This is a genomic window from Parafrankia sp. FMc2 (assembly GCF_041008525.1).
In the GTDB taxonomy this organism is placed as follows: domain Bacteria; phylum Actinomycetota; class Actinomycetes; order Frankiales; family Frankiaceae; genus Parafrankia.
This window is the reverse complement of record NZ_JBFLUG010000013.1, coordinates 1-16,738: the sequence shown is the minus strand read 5'-3', so window position 1 is coordinate 16,738 and position 16,738 is coordinate 1. Positions and strand designations below refer to the sequence as shown.

The 16,738-nt window shown below is 72.4% G+C and carries 12 protein-coding genes and 1 pseudogene; 6 read left to right on the top strand and 7 right to left on the bottom strand.

Annotation, left to right across the window (positions count from 1 at the left end):
* Positions 1-5: 5 nt before the first annotated feature.
* The gene (locus tag AB1460_RS07280; protein ID WP_368959832.1) at positions 6-2,297 is read left to right on the top strand and encodes a serine/threonine-protein kinase; all 2,292 of its coding nucleotides are present in this window, start codon (positions 6-8) and stop codon (positions 2,295-2,297) included.
* Here AB1460_RS07280 and AB1460_RS07275 read toward each other — a convergent pair.
* Positions 2,270-3,316 (bottom strand): hypothetical protein, encoded by a 1,047-nt coding sequence (locus AB1460_RS07275; protein ID WP_368959831.1) that lies wholly within the window; start codon positions 3,314-3,316, stop codon positions 2,270-2,272. The genes AB1460_RS07280 and AB1460_RS07275 overlap by 28 nt on opposite strands.
* Before the next feature lie 87 nt (positions 3,317-3,403).
* Here AB1460_RS07275 and AB1460_RS07270 point away from each other — a divergent pair, with 87 nt between their 5' ends.
* Positions 3,404-4,258, top strand: coding sequence for a hypothetical protein (locus AB1460_RS07270; protein ID WP_368959830.1), 855 nt, complete (start codon positions 3,404-3,406; stop codon positions 4,256-4,258).
* 194 nt (positions 4,259-4,452) lie between these two features.
* Here the strand turns inward: AB1460_RS07270 and AB1460_RS07265 are convergent, their stop codons facing one another.
* Positions 4,453-5,898, bottom strand: a complete 1,446-nt coding sequence (locus tag AB1460_RS07265) for a DHA2 family efflux MFS transporter permease subunit (protein WP_368959829.1) — start codon at positions 5,896-5,898, stop codon at positions 4,453-4,455.
* Positions 5,899-6,022: 124 nt separating this feature from the next.
* Entirely contained in the window at positions 6,023-6,634 is a 612-nt protein-coding gene (locus AB1460_RS07260) for a TetR/AcrR family transcriptional regulator (RefSeq protein ID WP_368959828.1), read from the bottom strand.
* 573 nt (positions 6,635-7,207) lie between these two features.
* On the opposite strand from AB1460_RS07260, the gene AB1460_RS07255 reads away from it, so the two are divergent.
* Positions 7,208-8,203 carry a bile acid:sodium symporter family protein gene (locus AB1460_RS07255; RefSeq protein ID WP_368959880.1) on the top strand — a complete coding sequence of 332 codons (996 nt, stop codon included), beginning with the start codon at positions 7,208-7,210 and terminating at the stop codon, positions 8,201-8,203.
* Here AB1460_RS07255 and AB1460_RS07250 read toward each other — a convergent pair.
* Positions 8,158-11,430: an ATP-binding protein gene (locus AB1460_RS07250; RefSeq protein ID WP_420497213.1), complete on the bottom strand. Its 3,273-nt coding sequence runs from the start codon at positions 11,428-11,430 to the stop codon at positions 8,158-8,160. The two genes, AB1460_RS07255 and AB1460_RS07250, sit on opposite strands and share 46 nt — an antisense overlap.
* A 156-nt stretch (positions 11,431-11,586) precedes the next feature.
* On the opposite strand from AB1460_RS07250, the gene AB1460_RS07245 reads away from it, so the two are divergent.
* On the top strand, positions 11,587-12,117 hold the full coding sequence (locus AB1460_RS07245; protein ID WP_368959827.1) for a pyridoxamine 5'-phosphate oxidase family protein: 531 nt from the start codon (positions 11,587-11,589) through the stop codon (positions 12,115-12,117).
* Positions 12,118-12,256: 139 nt separating this feature from the next.
* Here the strand turns inward: AB1460_RS07245 and AB1460_RS07240 are convergent, their stop codons facing one another.
* The 3 genes and pseudogenes from AB1460_RS07240 to AB1460_RS07230 all read right to left on the bottom strand — a co-directional run bounded on the left by AB1460_RS07240 (position 12,257) and on the right by AB1460_RS07230 (position 14,714).
* Positions 12,257-12,667, bottom strand: coding sequence for an RICIN domain-containing protein (locus AB1460_RS07240; protein WP_368959826.1), 411 nt, complete (start codon positions 12,665-12,667; stop codon positions 12,257-12,259).
* A gap of 280 nt (positions 12,668-12,947) precedes the next feature.
* Positions 12,948-13,064: pseudogene (locus tag AB1460_RS07235) on the bottom strand (cadmium transporter); the annotation flags it as partial.
* Between the two features lie 3 nt (positions 13,065-13,067).
* Positions 13,068-14,714 carry an MFS transporter gene (locus AB1460_RS07230; RefSeq protein ID WP_420497212.1) on the bottom strand — a complete coding sequence of 549 codons (1,647 nt, stop codon included), beginning with the start codon at positions 14,712-14,714 and terminating at the stop codon, positions 13,068-13,070.
* 268 nt (positions 14,715-14,982) lie between these two features.
* Between AB1460_RS07230 and AB1460_RS07225 the strand changes: the two genes are divergently transcribed.
* A complete protein-coding gene (locus tag AB1460_RS07225; protein ID WP_368959825.1) occupies positions 14,983-15,741 on the top strand; it encodes a phosphatase PAP2 family protein in 759 nt (252 codons plus the stop codon).
* Between the two features lie 86 nt (positions 15,742-15,827).
* Complete coding sequence (locus tag AB1460_RS07220; protein ID WP_368959824.1) at positions 15,828-16,613, top strand: hypothetical protein; 786 nt, start codon at positions 15,828-15,830, stop codon at positions 16,611-16,613.
* The last annotated feature ends 125 nt before the right edge of the window (positions 16,614-16,738 follow it).

The window sequence follows — 16,738 nt, the reverse complement described above, 5'->3', positions numbered from 1 at the left end:
GCCGGATGCCGTTCGAGCGGGAGGAGGCGATCCTCCAGGGGCAGTACGAGCTGATCGAGGTCGTCGCCGAGAGCGGGAACAGCGTCGTCATCCGCGGCCGGCACCGCGACATCGACCAGCAGGTGGCGATCAAGCGGATCAGCGCGGGGGACTCCTCCGCCCAGGCCGCTCGCCTGCTGCGGGCGGAGGCGGAGATCCTGGCCGTCCTGAGCCATCCGCACATCCTGCGGGTCTACAGCTACCGGACCGACGGTGAGATGCACCTGCTGGTGGTCGAGTGGCTGGAACGCGGGACGCTTCGACAGTACTTCGCCAGGGCCGAGCGGTCCGTGCTCGATGTGTGCGCCGCCGGGATCGTCACCGGCTCCGCGCTGCAGGCCGCCCACCTGCGCGGGGTTGTGCACCGCGACATCAAACCGGCGAACCTGCTGGTCGCGGCCGACCACACGATCAAGGTCGCTGACTTCGGCATCGCCCAGATCGTCGACCGGGACGGCCGGAGCGGTCAGAACAACCGGGCCGCCACCCTGGCGTACGCCCCCGCCGAGCAGATCCATGACGGCACGTCCTCCCCGGCCGTCGACGTGTACGCGCTGGGCGTCACGCTCTACGAGCTGTTCAGCGGTCGGCTGCCGTTCCCGCCCCCGCCCCGCGCGGCCAGCCCCGTGGACCCGTGGGCCTACTTCGCCGACCAGCACGCCACCGTCATCCCGCCCGCGCTCGACGCGATCGGTGCGACCTCATCCGCGGTGGCCGCGGTCATCGCCCGCGCGATGCACAAGGATCCGGACCGCCGCCACCAGAGCGGGCTGGAGCTCGCCCTCGATCTCGCCGCGGCCGCCGTCCGCACCTTCGGCCGCGACGCGTTCGCCCGCTGCGCCCTCCCGCTCTACGTGGACCAGGAGCTTCAGGACACGATCTTCGGCGTCGGGCTCGGCACGTGGGCGGTCCCGGCCACGGATCTCACAGCGGACGCCGCCGCGGCCTACCGCGACCTCACGGCGGTGCCGCGCCCGCGTGGCCCGCGGCGGCGGTGGTCGGTCGTCGGTGGGCGGGGCACCGCCGCGCCGGGTGAGCCGGTGTTCAGCGTGCTGCTGGACGTCCCGAACACCCCCGCGGGCTCCCGCTCCGGCCGCCCGCGCCCCGCCGGGGCCGGGGGTGGGGGCGGGAACCGGGCCGATACCGTGGCCGCCCGGCGGCGGGGGCGGCGACCGGCTCCGGTACCGGAGCCGGTCCGGGTCCTCGACGCCCACGGAATCGCGCTCGGCCCGGACGGCTCGGTCTACCTCAGCCAGCCGGCCCGCCACCAGGTGCTGCGCCTGTACCCGTCGGGGCGGGTGCGGCGGGTGCTCGGCACCCGGGAGGCCGGCTACTCCGGCCCGGCCGGCTCCGCGCGGATGGCCCGCATCGACACCCCCTACGGCCTGGCGTTCGGCCCGGACGGCCTGCTCTACGTCGCCGACAGCGGCAACGGCCTGATCCGCCAGGTCGACCCTGACCGCGACATCGTGCGCACCGCGGCCGGCGTCGGCGCCGATATCGGCGGTGGCTCCAGCTCCAGCTCCGGCGCCGGCGGCTGGTGGACGTTGGCCGGTCCGCGCGGGGTGGCCTTCACCGACGACGGGGCGCTGCTGGTGGCGGACACCGAAGCCCACCGGGTACTGCGGATCGAACCCGGTGGCGGTCCGGGGCGGGACGGTAGCCGGGTCGCCAGGGGGCGGGTCACCGTCGTCGCCGGCACTGGCGCCCCCGGGCTGACCGGCGACCACGGGCTGGCCCAGCGGGCCCGGCTGTGCCGGCCCAGCGCCGTCGCGGTGACTCCTGACGGCCGGATCCTGATCGCCGACACGGACAACGACCGGCTGCGTGCCGTCGCCCCGGACGGGCGCATCACCACCCTGGCCGGCGCGGCCTATGACCCGCGGGGGCACCGCCTGTCCCGGCCGGCGGCGGTGGCCGCCGGCGCCGACGGGCGCATCGCCGTCTGCGCCGCCTCCCCGGCCGGACTGCTGGAGCTGCGCCCGACCCCCGGGGACGGCGCCGGGCGGCAGTCGCCGCCGGTCGAGGTGGTGCCGGTCGACACGGGCGCGCTCGCGCTCGACGCGGTCGCGTCCGCCGTGGCCGGGGTCGCCTACCTGCCGCGCGGCGCGCTGCTGTCGGTGCGCCCCGGCTCCGGCCTGATCCGCGTCCTGGAACCGGACGGCCGGCGGGGCACCCTCGCCGCCGACCCGTGGCAGCCTGCCGACGCCCCGCACGAGCAGACCACGGCTCACGCCCGGCTCCAGGCCAGGCCGTAGCTCAGGCCGGGCCGAAGGTCACGGAACCGCACCCGCACCTCACCCGCCGGGTCCGGCGCGAGCGGCTCGTCGCCGGGCAGGAACTCCTCGACGACCCGCGGGGGCACCCCGTCCAGCCGCCACAGCCGGGTGGGTGGCGCCGCGCCGAACCGGACGCGGGCGCTCACCTGGTCGTAACGGCGCAGCGGCGTCACCACGTAGTAGGGCAGCAGCCCGGCCCGCGCCTCGATGGTGAACGTGACGCCGAGCCGGTGCTGCTCACCGGCGGTCAGCCCCCGGGGCAGCGCGATCACGACGCGGGTGTGCCGGGGCGAGGGCCGCACCTCCTCGATGATCCGCCCGCCGTACGGGACCGCCGCCGTCACCACCGGCGGATGCTGCCTGCTGCCCACCTCCGGCCGGTACGGAACGCTCAGCGCGCAGACAACCCGGTCCAGCCGGTCCGCCGTCGCCGTGATCACGCGATCCTCGGTGAGTGCCAGGGGACGGGTGTCGAGGGATAGCGTGGACCGCATCGACGACACATACCAGCCTTCGGAGACAAACAGACTGGACGTGCCGGGGCCGGGCGCGGCGCTCGCCGCGACCCCACTGGCCGCGCCGGTCGGAGAGCTCGGGGCGGCAGGAGTGGCAGGAGCGGCGGTAGCGGCCGGGTCGGCGAAAGTCTCCGCCAGCATCCGCAGGCCCTCGTCGACGCGGCGGCGGGCCGTGCGCGTCGTTCGTTCCAACCGGGCAGCGACCCATTCGACCCGCTCGTGCAGAAACTTCTGGTCCGCCTGGTCGTGCAACGCGAACGCGGCGAGCACCGCCAGCCGCAGATCCCCCGGCAGCTGTTCGCACTGCTCGGTGAGAACGCCGACGAGCTTCTCCCGCAGCCGCCGCGGCGAGTCCTCCTCAGTAATGCCGCAGAACAGCCGCAGATGCAGGCCGGTCCTGCGCGGCAGATCATCCGAACGCAGCCCACGGCCACGGCGAAGCTCACGCAACTCCCTGAGCACGGCCGCGCTCTCGCTGCCCATACACCGCCCCTCGCCGCCGCCGCCGCTCATCGCGGCCGACCTGCTGCCCGCCCGGCCCCGATGAGCGGCGCCGGCAGTCCTCCCGGTATGCCGCTGATTGTGCTCTACCGGCAGGCAGCCGGCCTGAACCGCGAGATCGACCCCCGCGCGAACGCGCTGGGCATCGACACCCGCTGGCTGGTTCGCTCCGGTGCGGCCTTCGGTTTCGGGCGGGCCCCGTCCGAGGTTGATATCGCCGTGCCGCTGATGACCCCGACCGGTGCTCCGGAGCCGTCCATGCCGCGGCTGGCGGGACGGATCAGCCAGCTACGCGGCCGGTGGGCGGTGGAGAACCGTTCCACCACCGGCACGAAGCTGCTGCTGACCGCCCCCGGGCTGTACCGGGAGATCACCCGGCACAGCCCACCGGAACTGCTTCCCCGCCCCCGCCAGTGGCTGACCCTGCGGTCCGCCGACGCCGACGTGGAGCATCGCTTCCACCTGATCGTGCAGGGGCCGACGGCGCCTGGATTCCCGCCGGCACCACACCCCATACCGCCGCCGGACGCCGTCGCACCTGCGCCGCCGGACGCGCGGGCGGAGGCCACCACGACTGCCGCGGCGCCGCCCCCGGCCTGGTCACCGGGGGATGCCCGCACGCTCGCAGCCTTCTGCTACCCCGAGCTGTGCGGGCTGCCACCGCGGCCACGCGACCGCACCCGCCAGACCTTGAGCCTCCTGAACCGTGCCCACGACCAGGCCAACGAGAAATGGCTCGAACGGCAACTCGCTCGACTACGCCGCGACGCGGCGGAACGCCTCGGCACGGACCTGCGTGGTGAGCACCGCACCCCGTTGTTCGTCGACCACGTGGTACAGCACCACGCACTGCTCGGCCCCGCGCTGCGAAGCCTGGACGAGGAGTTCCTGGCGACCCACCGCCCTGTCAAGCGCTCGCGGTAGCTCCGGGGGTCGGCCCCCGGTCCACTGCCATGCGCTGGATAGCCCGCACCACCCCTGATTCCCTGGAGAACATGGAAACCGAATAACGAAACCGGAAGAATACGCGCGCGGAAATTGCCGCCACCCTGAGCGCAGTGCTTCCGACATCCTCGCCCATCCCTTCTCTTCACCCCGGCAATCGCCCGCTGAAGCTGTCAGGACTCGGCGGGCTGGTAGTCGAGACGCGGCGTCGGGCCGCCGACGACCTCGGGGACGGTGGACGTCCGGTGGCGGGGGACGAGCAGGGAGCCGAGCGTTCCGGCGCCGGTCGCGGCCGCGCCGACGAGCAGGGCGACGCGGATGCCGTCGGTGAAGTCGGTGGCGGTGGCGTAGCCGCCCGCGGTGGCGAACACCGAGGCGAGAACGGCGATGCCGAACACTCCGCCGACCTCGCGGACGGCGTTGTTGACGCCGGAGGCCAGGCCCTCGTGCTCGGTGGCAACCGACCCCATGACCACGTTGGCGACCGGGACGAAGAACAGGGCCATGCCGATGCCGGAGATGACGAAGGCGGGCACGAGGGTCAGGAACGAGGTGTCGGGGGCCAGGTCGGCGCGGAGCCAGAGCAGCCCGCCGGTCATCAGGGCCAGGCCGGTGACCATCAGCGGGCGTCCGCCGATCCGGTCGGACAGCGGGCCGGCGATCGGCGCGATGAGCAGCGGCATCACTGTCCAGGGCAGGGTGCGCAGGCCGGCGTCCAGCGGCGAGTAGCCCATGACGTTCTGCAGGTACTGGGAGATCAGGAAGATCGAGCCGAACATGCCGAAGGAGAAGAGGGCCGCGACCGCGTTGACCGCGGCGAACCCGCGCCGGCGGAACAGGCTCATCGGCAGCATCGCCGCGCCGCCGCGCCGCTCGGACCGCAGCTCCCAGCCGACGAACGCGACGAGCCCGACCGCGCCGGTGATCAGCGTGCTGAGCACCCCGGTGCTCGTCCAGCCGTGCTCCTGGCCTCGGACCACGCCGAGGACGATTCCGAACAGGCCCAGGCTGACCAGGGCAGTGCCGGTGACGTCCAGCCGGCTGGACGCCTCGCGGCTCTCGGTGAGACGGGTGAAGGCCAGCGGGATCGCGGCCACACCCAACGGGACGTTCAGCCAGAAGATCCACTGCCAGGCGGCGCCCTGGGTGATGGCCCCGCCGACCAGCGGCCCGAGCGCGATGGCAAGACCGGAGACGGCGCCCCAGATGCCCAGGGCGGCGCCGCGGCGTTCGGCCGGGACCGCGGCCGACAGCAGCGTCATCGACAGCGGCAGCACGATCGCCCCGCCCACACCCTGCACGGCCCGGGCCGCGATGAGTGTGCCGACGGTCGGTGCCAGCGCGGCGGCGGCGCTGGCCACGGTGAAGAGCGCCAGACCGGCGGCGAAGACGCGGCGGCGGCCGAGCCGGTCGCCGAGCGCCGCTGCGGGCAGCAGCAGGACCGCGAAGGCCAGCGTGTACGCGTTCACCGTCCATTCCAGCTCGGCCAGGCTGGCGTCGAGGGTCTCGCGGATCGACGGCAAAGCCATCGTGACCACCAGGTTGTCCAGGGAGGTCATGAAGGCGGCGATACAGGTGATCACGAAGGTCCAGGCGAGGCGGTTCCGGTCGGTGGTCATCGGCTTCCTTTCAAGGTAGTGACTGACCACTTCCTTCGGCGGCCATAAAGAGACCACCGAAGGCCTGGTGCAGCTCGGTCGATGTCGATCGCGCCGGTGGCGGCGTCGGCTGTGTGGTCGATGTTCAGTGCTGGATGCGCTCACCGGTGGGGTCGTCGGTGTTGGCGGCGTCGTCGGTGTCGGCGCTGGCCGGGCCCAGGAAGCCCCCGGCCAGAGCCTGCTTGCTCGTCTCGATGCCCACGCCGTCGGAGCAGATGATCTGGGCCCAGCGTTCGTCGAGGGCGGGCAGGTCCATCGCCGCGGAGACGTTGCAGAGCATGCCCATGGCGAAGAAGGCACGCAGCACGTCGACCTCCAGACCGGTGAGACGCTCGACCGCGTACCAGAGGTCGCGGAAACCCCGCCGTGTCACGACCCGGATGTCCGGATCACCGCAGGAGGCATAGGCCTGCATCTGCATCAGCAGGTAGCTCGGTTCGGCCAGCAGGTCGTTGTAGGCCGTGGCCATGGCGGCCAGGGCCTCCTGGCCGGACCGCTCGCCCGCCGCGGCCTCGAAGGTCGCGACGGTGCGGGCGAACGTCTCCTTGACGGCTGCCAGGAACAGGCCCTTCTTCGAGCCGAACAGCCGGAACAGATAGGGCTGGGAGATTCCGGCCGCGGTGGCGATCGCCTCGGTCGAGGTGCCCTCCAACCCGCCCCGGGCGAACTCCGACACGGCTGCCGCGAGCACCGACACGCGCCGTTCCTCTGCCGTCTGTCTCGTCCCGGTCGTTGCCACACGTCGAAGTTAGTGGCCAGTCACTACCGCGTCAAGCAGATCATCGGCGGCAGTCGAGATGCGTCTCCTGGCCTCCTCCGGTCCCGACGCCAGGCGCAGCGGCCCGCGACACCCGGCCCGCGACACCCGGCCCGCGACACCCGGCCCGCGACACCCGGCCCGCGACACCCGGCGCGCCGCTCGAGGCCCAGGGCGCTGGCCGTCGTGTGCCGTCGCCGGCCAGCTCGCGGACCCCGGCAACGCTGTGGACCCGGATCCGGGGGATGCACGCCGATCCGCTGGGTTCCCTGGTCGGGGATTCGGCCCCACGCGTCTCACGGCCAGTGAATTGTTTGTGGATTCGACGTCGACGTGTGCTCCCGTGCGTTCAGTGTTCGTCAAGTGCCCGCGCTCTATTCTGACCCTCGATCGCGGCCGACAAGGCCGAGAAGGAAGATGCGCGGGAGTCAGGGTGTCGAAGGACGATATGGTGTTCGTACCGGTCGGTGGTCCGCTCGACGGTCCGGCCGCAGCAGGCCCGATGACGTCGCTCTGGATTCCGCGTTGATCCTGTCCAGTCTGCCTTTCGCTCTCGGCATCGTCATGTTCGGCCTGGGCCTCGGTCTGAGCCCGGACGACTTCCGGCGGGTGGGCCGGCATCCGAAGGCGGTCACGGTAGCGCTGCTCTGCCAGCTCGTGCTGCTGCCGGCGATCTGTTTCGGCCTGGTGATCGCCTTCCGGCTCCCGCCGGAGCTGGCGGTCGGGCTGATGCTGGTCGCGGCGTCGCCGGGTGGCCCGACAGCCAACCTGTTCAGCCACCTGTTCGGCGGGAACGTCGCCCTGAACATCACGCTGACCGCGACCAACTCGGTGCTGGTGGTGGTCACCCTGCCGATCGTGGTGAACTTCTCGGCAGGGCATTTTCTGGCGGACGGGGCCGCGGTCGGGCTGCAGGCCGACAAGATTCTTCAGGTCTTCTCGATGGTGCTCGTGCCGGTCGCGGTCGGAATGCTGGTACGCGGGCGGGCGCCGGGGGTGGCGCGGCGGCTCAACCGCCCCGTCCAGATGCTGTCGGTGGTGGTCCTCGTCGGAGTCATCTCCGTCGTGCTGTTCGGGCAGTGGGAGAACCTCGCCGACTACTTCCTGTCGGTCGGGCTGGCCGCGTTGGCCTTCAACCTCGTAAGCCTGCTGGTCGGCTACGGCGTGCCGCGTCTGGTCGACGTCGATCAGCCGGCGGCCGTCGCGGCCGGGTTCGAGATCGGTATCCACAACACCGCACTCGCCATCACGGTCGCGCTGAGCCCAGCGTTGTTGGACAGCGCCGAGATGGCCATCCCGGGTGTGGTGTACGGCATTGTCATGTTCTTCACGGCGGCCGGGTTCGGCTGGCTGGTCACTCGTCGATCCCGGCGTCACTCGGCCGCGTTCGGCGTTCCTGGTGTCGAGCAGCGCGATGTGCCTGGTGTCGAACAGCGCGATGTTCCCGCTGTCGGGCGGCGTGATCAGAGCGTGGCGAGGAACCTCTCGGCGCGGCGGGCGAAGAGGTAGGACTCGCGTTCGGTGGACCGCTCGCGGGCCTTCTCGGCGGCGGCCCGTACCGCGGTGGTGGGTTCGTTGCGGGCGTGGAGCAGGCGCGCTCGCAGCAGCAGGACAAGTCCTTCCGCGTAGCGCTGGCCGTAGGCCTCGAGGGCGTGGTCCGCCCGGTCGAGGGCGGTACCCGCCTTGTCCGGCAGGCCGGCGGCCAACCACATCTCGGCGATCAGTGCGTGGCCGAAGGCGACTCCCCACCGTGGCGGGTCGACCAGCGTCCCGGCCAGGAGCTGTTCGGCCTCCGCCACGACACCGGCCGGGTCATCGCCGGTGAGGGCGCGCGCCCAGTACCAGTTCAGCCGCACGTAGTGCTCCTGCTGGACGGCGGCGCGACCGGTGCCCACGGCCATCCACCGCTCGATCGTGCGCATCACCCAGCCCGCGTCACCGGCCATCGCCGCGATGATGGTGACGTAGTACGCCCAGGTCGCGACGGCGTACGGGTCCTCCGGGCCGTTCCACTTGCCGATCATGGCCGCCGCGGTCCCGACGTCACCGTGGAGTGCGGTGACGACGGCCAGCCAGCCGGGCCACTCACCCGAGACGTCACGCCGGATCGGGGTCTCGCTGTGCGACGAGACAACCCCGTCGAGAAGGGCGGGGTCGTTCCCGCTGAAACACCGGTAGGCCTCGCCGATGTTGCCGCTGTCCCACTGATGCAGGCCCCAGGCCTGCCGGCCGTACACCTGGACGACCGGATCGCGGGACGCCTCCCCCTGCTCGGCGAGCCGGCGGACCAGCCGTTCACGGTCCCACTCCAGGAAGGTGTAGGCCCCGAAGAGACGAGCGAAGAGGAGGCCGGCGGCCTCGACCTCGCGGCCGAGCTGGCGGGCCAGGAGCTCCGCGCGCTCCAGCAGATCGAAGGTCGTTCCACCGAACCCGGCCTGGCGGCGCGGGGCGATGGCGAGCAGCGAGAGGGCGGAGAGCTCGAGTTCCGGGAGCCCGGCGGCTCGCGCGATCTGGGCGGCTGATTCGAGGTGCCGATCGGCGGCCGTGAACGCGAGTCTGGTCGCGGCGCGGCGGCCGGCGCGTTTCAGCGCCTCCACGGTGCGGACCGGGTCGGCGAGGGGGCCGGCGGCCCGCAGGTGGTACGCGAGGCGCTCGGTGATCGACTCGTCGTCGGCGAGACTTTCCTCGAGCGCGTCCGCGATGCGCAGGTGCAGCCGGATGGCCTGCTGATGCGCCGTTGTCCCGGTGACCGACTCGCGGACGATGTCGTGCGCGAAGCGCCACGAGAGCGGGTCGTCCGGTGCCGATTCGAGCAGGCCGAGCGCGCGCAGCGGTTCGAGGCGTTCGAGGCAGTCCGTCCTGCCGAGGCCGGCGGCACGCGCGAGCAGGTCGAGGTCGAGGTCACGGCCGATGAGCGCGGCGACCCGGAGCAGGTCGCGTCCGCCGTCGTCGAGGCCTGCCATCCGGTCGCGGACGACGTCCCGCACGGTGGCCGGCACTCCGGCGCGGACAGATGCCTCCCTGTGGCCGTCGCCGCCCCCGTTGCAGCTGTCGCTGTCGCTGTCGCTGAGCGCGCCGCGGTCGCTGAGGAGCCGCGACAGTTCACGGACGAAGAAGGGATTGCCGGCAGTGCGCACATGGATGGTGCGGGCGACGTCCGCGCCCGGTTCGTGGCCGGTCTCGCGGCGGATGAGTTCGGCGACCTCGGTCAGGCCGAGCGGGCCGAGCGGGATCCTGCGGTGGCTGGTCAGCCGGCTGGCGGCGGCGAGCACCCGCGAAAGGTCGGAGCCGGGTCCGGGGGCGCGGTCGCGAAGAGCGCCGATGATCGCGGTGCCGGGGGGCAGCCGGCCCGCGAGGTGGCCGAACAGCTGGAGCGAGGCCGCATCGGCCCATTGAAGATCGTCCAGGACGAGCAGCATCGGCCGTTCCGCGGCAGCCTCGCCGATGACGGCCACGACCTGCTCGAACAGACGGAACTGTGCGCGGGCGCCGGAAGCCGGTGGCGCGGCGTCATCATGTCGGGATGCGAGGAGACCACCGAGCTCGCTGGCCAGCCACGTCTCGCGTGCCGGCGCGGGCAGTCCGTCGAGAACAGCCCCGAGCGCCTGCTCCCACGGCCACATCGGTGGTGTTCCGTCGCCCTCCAGGCAGGAGGCCCAGACGACGCGCGCTCCACGCTGGTCCGCGGCGGCGGCAGCCTGCTCCAGCAGGTGGGTCTTGCCCACCCCCGGTTCGCCCTCGACGATGCCGAGCCCGGTGCGGCCGGCGAGCGCCGCCTCGATGGCCTGCCGCAGCACGCCGAGCTCGTCGCGCCGGCCGACCAGCCCGGCTGCCTGCCTTGCCGGTGCACCCGCACCCGCACCCGCATCCGCACCCGCGCTTGCGCTCGCGCTCGTCGCGACTGCGTTCGCGGCCGGCCTCGGGGTCTGCGTCAGCACTCGCTGGTGCGCGGCCCGCAGCGCCGGGCCGGGGTCGATGCCGAGCTCCTCGGCGAGACGGTCGCGGACCGCCTGAAACATCGACAGCGCCTCCGCCTGCCGTCCTGCGGCGCCGAGGGCGGTGATGAGGCTGGCCTGCACGGGTTCGTGGAACGGTGCCATCGACGCGGCCAGCTGCAACGGCGGGATCACCCGCGCCGGCTGGTGTGACGCCACGGCCAGGTCGGCCGCTGCCGCGCACGCGGCATGGAACTCGTCGTCGAGGGCGGCCAGGACGGGTGGTGTGGTCGATCCGTGAAAGGCTCCGTCCCCCGCGGGGCCCTGCCAGAGGCCGAGCGCCTCGACGTGGTGGTCGAGCGCCACGTCGCGAGCATGCTCGGCGAGAGCGGCCTGGGCGGCCTTGAGGAGGTCACGGAAGGTGACGAGGTCCAGGGTGTGGGGGCCGGCGTCGAACACGTACCCGTTGCCGCGGCGGTGCAGGTAGGTTCCAGGTTCCCGGGCGGGCAGCGCGGGTTCGAGTACCCGCCGCAGGGCCCCGACGTACTTGTGAATGATGTTGAGTGCACTGGCCGGGACGTCGTCGGCCCAGATCAGGTCGATGAGCTCTCTCGTGCTCACCGGGCGGCCCACGCGCGCCAGGAACAGCGCCAACATCTGCGCCTGCTGACGGGGGCCGGCATCCAGCTCGGCGCCGTCACGCCACAGCCGCAGCGGGCCGAGGATCTGCAGGCGCAGTGAACCGGCGCCGGCTGGTTGATCTGTGCTGCCAGGCCGAACTGGAGAGGCTCGCCCAGCCACGTCTGTCGACTCCCGGATGGACAGGACGGCTTTGTCCGCTTGCGACCGCTGTGGGAGGCGGCGCGCACATACTAGCCGAGCTGGTTCGGGCCTGTCGTACGGAGGTGGAGATCCGGCTGGCGATGAGTTCCGGGCCCGGGCGTGGTCTGTACAGGCATGGACGTCACGAATCTCGCCGACCTCTACGACCTGCCGCTGCTGGACTGGGCCGCCATCCAGGCGCGTCTGGATGCCGGGTTCACCCAGGCGCCGGGCAGCGGCGGGCCCGACCGGCACACCTGCTGGCTGACGACGATCAACGCGGACGGGTCCCCGCATGTCACCGGCATCGGAGCGCTGTACATCGACGGTGTCTTCTGGTTCGAGACGGGGGAGCGCACCCGCAAGGCGCGCAACATCGCCCGCGATCCGCGCTGCGCGCTGAGCCTGGCCCTCGATGAGTACGACTTGGTGGTGGAGGGCCGGGCGAACCAGGTGACCGACCCGCCGACCGTGGCGGCGATGGCCACCCACTGGAGCGCGGACGGCTGGCCGGCGCGGGTGGACGAGTCCGGTCGGGCGCTGACCGCGGAGTTCAGTGCCCCGTCCGCGGGGCCGCCGCCCTGGCACGTCTACCGGATCACCTCGTCCGCCGCCACGGCGCTGCAGACTGTCGAGCCCGGCGGGGCGAGCCGCTGGCGCTTCTGACGGTGCCTGCCGGGTACCGCCGGACCTCGTCGGGGGTGGGAGGCCAGTCGGCGGTGTCTCCCACCGCGGTGCCTCCCACCCCCGGTCTCCACCTGCGGCTCATCCAGCGGTGATCAGACCTGCCGGGCGGGCCGCCGGGTCAGTTGACGGGCTGAAGGTTCCAGCCCCGGTCCTCGCGGAAGATCGGCGACAGTGCGATCAGGGGCGGGTAGATGAGCGCCGGGTGCAGCCCCAGCGTGAGCTGGTTGTTGTCCACGACGGCGATGTTGAAGGTGCCGGGCCGGGGACCCTCCTCGATCCGCCACTCCCGGGGCTCCGGCCGCGGGCGGACCGGCTCGAACGTGTCCGGCTCACCCTCGAATCCGAGGAATTCCGGCGAGGAGGCGTTGCGAATGGTGTACGTGCCGTTTCCGGTGTTCTGGATCTCCCACTCCTGGCCGCGGCCGTTCTCGGGCAGGAGGACGGTGGGGCCGTTGCCCGTGTTGGTGAGGAGCTGCTCGCCGTTGATGCTGATTCGGTAGATGCCGTCGACCACGTTGCTGCTGCCCACGTCGTCCCGCTTTCTGTGATGTATTGGCGCCAGTCATGCGCTCCGCACGACTGGTTTCGGGCATGGAGTATCAGCCGGCTCTGCCGGAGAGAGTCTTCAGGTGCGCTGGGTTCACCGACTCTTCGTGCAGCCCTCTCCCGGGCACGCTGGCGTCGGTGGTCTGGTGAGGATTCGCGTGCCCGGTTCGCTGGGATCACGTTCGGACTTCGGTATCCCGGTGCCAGGTCATTGTGCCCGGCGCCGTCGCTGCTGCCCGGCAGCGACGCACCCGCGGGCCGCGCCGGTCGCGGTGTGGGCGCCCGTTGCCCTGGGTGAAGAACAGCCCCAGAACGAGGATGTCGTCGACGTTGGTGACGGCGAAGAGACCGACGGCCTGCCCGACGATGCCCAGCTTCATGGGTCAGGCGCGGGCTTCTCGCCCACTGCCCGTCGCCGAACTGGCCCCAGCCCCAGCCTCTGAGTCGGTGCCTGCGTCGGTGTCTGCGCCTGCGCCGGTGTCGGTATCGGCGAGGGCGCTGGCTACCGTGGCGGCGCCGATACCGGTGCTTGTCGCGGCATCACTCGCCACGGCCTCCTCGGCGGCGCCGACAATCGCTTCGGTTCCCACGGTCGCGCCGGCACCGCCGGCACCGCCGGCCCCGCCGAAGGTGGTCGAACGCGGACCAGTGGTCGAGCGTGGGCTGAGCACCAGCACCCCGGCGGCGGCGAGCATGGCGAACCCGGCGGCGATCAGGTAGCTGACCGCGAACGGGCCCGGGTCCAGCGTGTCGGCGACGAGGGCCGAGAGCAGGCTGGTGCCGACGACACCGCCGATCTGGCCCGCTGTCTGCTGCAGCGAGGTGACGAGCCCGAAGTTGCTCTCCGAGGCGCCGTGGCTGGCGATCACGATCAGTGGCGGCTGGGCGTGCCCGAACGCGAGACCACTGAAAATCAGACCCACGATCACCACCCACAGGACGCCGGCCATCGTCCCGTAGGCCAGCAGGATCAGCGCGAGCGCGTACACGCCTCCCGCGATGCTGGCCAGCAGGCGAGGCCCGAGCCTCGTCCCGAGCCAGCTCGCGGACGGCGCGGCCAGGGCGATCGACAGCGTGCGGCACATCGTCACGACGGAGGTGAGCGTCACCGACAGGCCGAAGCGGCCCTGCAGGAGCAGCGGCGTCACGAGGAAGTTCCCCATGTGCGAGGCGGAGAGCATGAAGGAGGTGAGGCCGGCGGCCCGGACCTCCCGAGCGGCCAGCAGCTCCAGCGGCACGACCGGCTCGGCGCTGCGGCGCTCGATCACGGCGAGCAGCCAGAACAGGGGGACCACCGAGGTAAGGAGGATGATGACGAGCGGGGTCGCGCCCCAGACCGCTGCCCGGTTCACGCCGAAGGTCACCGCGAACACCGCCAGCGCCAGGACGGCGGCGCCGGCCCGGTCGAGGGCAACCTTGCGCACACCCCGGTCCGGGGGCAGCACCCGGATCGCCGCTATCAGCGGAACCGCCGCGATGATGGCCTGCAGGGAGAACACGGCACGCCAGCCGACCAGGTCGATGATCACGCCGCCGATGGCGAGCCCGGTGACGGACGCCCCCGAGAGCACTCCCGAGGCCCAGGCGGACGGGCGCACCCGCTCGTTCGGGGGGAAGACGGCGAACAGCATCGCGAAGGACGCCGGGATCGTCGCCGAGCCGGCGAGCTGGGCGATGATCCGGAAGGCGATGAGGGACGTCGCGTCCCAGGCAAGCGCGGTCGCCGCGGAGAAGACCACAGCGAGGGCGGTGCCGGTGATGAAGGTCCGGCGGTGGCCGCGGATGTCCCCGATCTTGCCGAGGATCGGCATGGCGACCGCGAGGGCGAACAACGACCCGGTCACCGCCCAGGAGACCACCCCGACGGTGCTGCCCAGGTCGTCAGCGACGGTCCGCAGCGAGACGGTGAGCAGGGTCGCGGTGAAGGTGGTTGCGAACATCCCGGTGAGGCAGGTCAGCAGCACCCGCCGCCGCTGTGCCGGATCGCCCACCGGTCGATCGTTCCCGGCCTGTGCGGTCGCGCTCGGCATCGGTGTTGCCTCCCCCCGCGCGGGCGCGGGCGGCACCGGCCTTCCGATCGTGTGTCCTCATTATGTCTCCTGGCAAGGTTTGCGCTATGTGATCCGTGAGTGCCGGTCCGCGTCGTCGACTGGCCCGGCGTGCCATGCGCACCCCGGCCGGGCTGCATCGATCACGGCGGGGTCCGGGCGTTTCTCCTGGATCGGGGCGGGGCACCTTGATCAGCATGGTCGACGTCCACGGCACGGCCCCGGGCCTCCGCCTCGCGGGTGACCCACAGTGAGAGGTACCTCGAGGCTCCGCATCCCCGTCGGACTGGTCACGGTGGCCGCGGTGCTCGGCGCCATGCTGGTTGCCGCCGGGCGGCTGATCGTCGACGGCTTCGCCGGGATCGACGACGCCGACGCGGCGGCGGCCCGCGAGCTCGCCGCGGGTCGCGACGGCTGGCTGCTCGACCTGACCTGGGCCGGGACATACCTCTCCGACACCTACGTCGTGATCGTCGCCACCGCGGTGATCGCGGCGGTGGCGGTGTGGTTCACGCGGCAGTGGTGGCTTCCGGGCGGCGTGATTCTGCTGACCGCGGGTGAGACGGCGATCTACGAGGTGTCGAACAGCCTCGTCGACCGGCCCCGCCCGCAGGTCGCCCGCCTGGACCCGGGGGACCCGATGGCGAGCTTCCCGTCGGGCCACACCGCGGCTGCCGTCTGCCTGTACGGCGGTCTGGCCTGCATTCTGATCGGCCTCGCGCGCCACCGCGGGGGGCGGATCCCGACGGTGTCGGCCGCGGTGGCGGCGCCGCTGGTCGTCATCGTTCCGCTGGTGGTGGCGTTCTGCCGCTCCTACCGCGGAATGCACTATGCCTCGGACGTCGTCGCCGGCCTGTTTCTCGGATGGTGCTGGCTGATGACGGTCAACCACCTCGTCCTGTCCCGGGCGTGGTCGGCCCGAGAGGCCGGCGGGCGTGCCGCGCCGGCCCCACGACCGGCGACTATCCCTCGTCCGGCTGAACCTGCGCCGGTGAAGGGTACGCCGTAGGGGCCCGTCGTTTTAACGTGTTGACGCCGGGTACTCGGCACCGCGTATCGCGACAGATCCGCGAAGGTGCGAAAGGTCGGTGTCCGGTGTCACTTCTCGCCTGGGCCATTCTGGTGGTCCTGATTCTCGGCGCGGTTTTCGCCGTCGTCTTCGTCGTCGATCGCTCCCGTTCATCGCGTCTCAGAAACCGGTTCGGCCCCGAGTACGACCGGACGTTGCAGGAGACGGGCGACCGGCGGGGCACCGAACGCCGGCTCGCCAGCATTGCCCGCCGCCGGGACTCGCTCGACATCCGACCGCTGACCAGCGACCGGCGCGCGGCCCTGCGGACCGAGTGGGCCACTCTGCAGGCTCTGTTCGTCGACGAGCCGGCGACCGCGACGACACGTGCGGACGGGCTTGTCACCACCGCGCTGCGTGAGCGCGGCTATCCGACCGACGACCGGGACGAGACCGCCAGCCTGCTCGCCGTCGACGACCCGGCCGCCGCTTCCCGCTACCGCAGCGTCCCCGGCCCGGCGCGGGCCGGGAGCACCGGTCCCGGCACCGGCACCGCTACCGACACGGCCAGGCCGCCGTCCGCCGCGACGCAGTCCGTTGTGGACAGGGCGGGGCCCGACGACACCGACGCGCTGCGGGAGCGCTTCCTGAGCCTGCGGGCGATCTTCGAGGCGCTCACCGTCGCCGGCGAGGGCACGACGGCCCGCTCCGACCGGCCGGTCGGCTCCACTCCCGCCCCGGCGAGCACGGACACCGCGGACCGACGCACCGCGGAGCCGACCACCGACACCCCGAACACCGACACCCCGAACACCGACACCCCGACCACCACCCGCGAAGAGGCGACCACCGGCCGCCGGCAGCGTGCCTGAAGGGAATCTGAATGACCGTGTCAAGCCGCCGCGGTAGCGGGTTGCGGCGCGGTTGGTGCGAACGTGCGGCCGTCGCGCAGGAGTGCCCACAGAACGTCGACGAGGCGGCGAGCGAGGGCGAGCAG